The sequence below is a fragment of the Yaniella halotolerans DSM 15476 genome, assembly GCF_000420805.1.
Lineage (GTDB): Bacteria > Actinomycetota > Actinomycetes > Actinomycetales > Micrococcaceae > Yaniella > Yaniella halotolerans.
In genome coordinates this window covers 1-2,072 of record NZ_ATVQ01000006.1, presented here as the reverse complement: position 1 = coordinate 2,072, position 2,072 = coordinate 1, and the positions used below count along the sequence as shown (strand labels likewise).

The 2,072-nt window shown below is 54.2% G+C and carries 1 rRNA gene; it reads left to right on the top strand.

The features are described 5' to 3' along the window. Positions 1 to 4 precede the first annotated feature (4 nt). Positions 5 to 2,072: ribosomal RNA gene (locus tag G583_RS0113245) — 23S ribosomal RNA — on the top strand; the annotation flags it as partial.

Sequence of the window (2,072 nt, the reverse complement as noted above, 5' to 3'; positions counted from 1 at the left end):
GGTTGGGTAAGTTTTGAAGGGCGCACGGTGGATGCCTTGGCAATAGGAGCCGATGAAGGACGTGGGAATCTGCGATAAGCCTGGTGGAGTTGATAACCGAGCGTTGATACCAGGATGTCCGAATGGGGAAACCCCGCATGCATGGCTTTGGTTGTGTGTGTGACCGCTGGTTGAATGTATAGGCCAGTTGGAGGGAACGTGGGGAAGTGAAACATCTCAGTACCTGCAGGAAGAGAAAACAATTGTGATTCTGTGAGTAGTGGCGAGCGAAAGCGGATGAGGCTAAACCTATCATGTGTGATACCCGGCAGGGGTTGCATGGTGGGGGTTGTTGGGTGTACTTGTGTTCCGCTGCCGCGGGACGCGGTGGATGATGCGTGTAAGCGAACAGGTGTGGATGCCTGACCGGAGAGGGTGCCAGTCCCGTAGTTGAAATGTGTGTTGTTGCCGTGAGTGTTACCCGAGTAGCACGAGGTTCGTGGAGTCTCGTGTGAATCTGCCAGGACCACCTGGTAAGCCTAAATACTTCCTATTGACCGATAGTGAATCAGTACCGTGAGGGAATGGTGAAAAGTACCCCGGGAGGGGAGTGAAATAGTACCTGAAACCGTGTGCTTACAATCCGTTCGAGCATCCTGTGGGGTGTGAGAGCGTGCCTTTTGCAAAATGAGCCTGCGAGTCAGTGATGCGTGGCGAGGTTAACCCGTGTGGGGTAGTCGTAGCGAAAGCGAGTCTGAAGAGGGCGTTGAGTCGCGTGTTCTGGACCCGAAACGAAGTGATCTACCCATGACCAGGTTGAAGCGCGTGTAAGAGCGCGTGGAGGACCGAACCCACTTAGGTTGAAAACTGAGGGGATGAGTTGTGGGTAGGGGTGAAAGGCTAATCAAACTTCGTGATAGCTGGTTCTCCCCGAAATGCATTTAGGTGCAGCGTTACGTGTTGCTTTCTGGTGGTAGAGCTACTGGTTGGCTGATGGGCCCTACAAGGTTACTGACGTCTGCCAAACTCCGAATGCCGGGAAGTTGAAGCGTAGCAGTGAGACGGTGGGGGATAAGCTTCATCGTCGAGAGGGAAACAGCCCAGATCATCAGTTAAGGCCCCTAAGCGTGTGCTAAGTGGAAAAGGATGTGGAGTTGCTGAGACAACCAGGAGGTTGGCTTAGAAGCAGCCACCCTTGAAAGAGTGCGTAACAGCCCACTGGTCAAGTGATTCCGCGCCGACAATGTAGCGGGGCTCAAGCACACCGCCGAAACTGTGACGGCCAACGTTTGTTGGTTGGGTAGGGGAGCGTCGTGTACGTGGTGAAGCAGCATCTGTGAAGTGTTGTGGAGTGTACGCGAGTGAGAATGCAGGCATGAGTAGCGAATGACGGGTGAGAAACCCGTCCGCCGGATGACTAAGGGTTCCAGGGTCAAGCTAATCTTCCCTGGGTTAGTCGGGGCCTAAGGCGAGGCCGACAGGCGTAGTCGATGGATAACGGGTTGATATTCCCGTACCAGTGCTACACCGTCCATGACGAGTTGGTGATACTAACCACCCGAGCCGTTCGTGGACACCTTCGGGTGTCTGTGTTTGGTGAGCGTGGGACCTGAACCGATAAGTCAAGCGCATTAACAGGTGTGACGCAGCAAGGTAGCCGGGCCAGGCAGTGGAATTGTCCTGGTCTAAGCGTGTAGGGCTTCTGGTTGGTAAATCCGCCAGATGTGTGCCTGAGACGTGATGGGCTCACACGTGGTGTGAGATTCGGTGATCCTATACTGCCTAGAAAAGCATCGGCGCGAGGTGTGGTGTTGCCCGTACCCATAACCGACACAGGTAGTCAGGTAGAGAATACTAAGGCGATCGAGAGAATCATAGTTAAGGAACTCGGCAAAATGCCCCCGTAACTTCGGAAGAAGGGGGGCCCGGACCTTGAAGCCAACTTGCTTGGTGGAGGGGGTAAGGGCCGCAGAGACTAGGGGGAGGCGACTGTTTATCAAAAACACAGGTGCATGCGAAGTCGTAAGACGATGTATATGCACTGACTCCTGCCCGGTGCTGGAAGGTTAAGCGGATCTGTTAGCCCCTTTTTT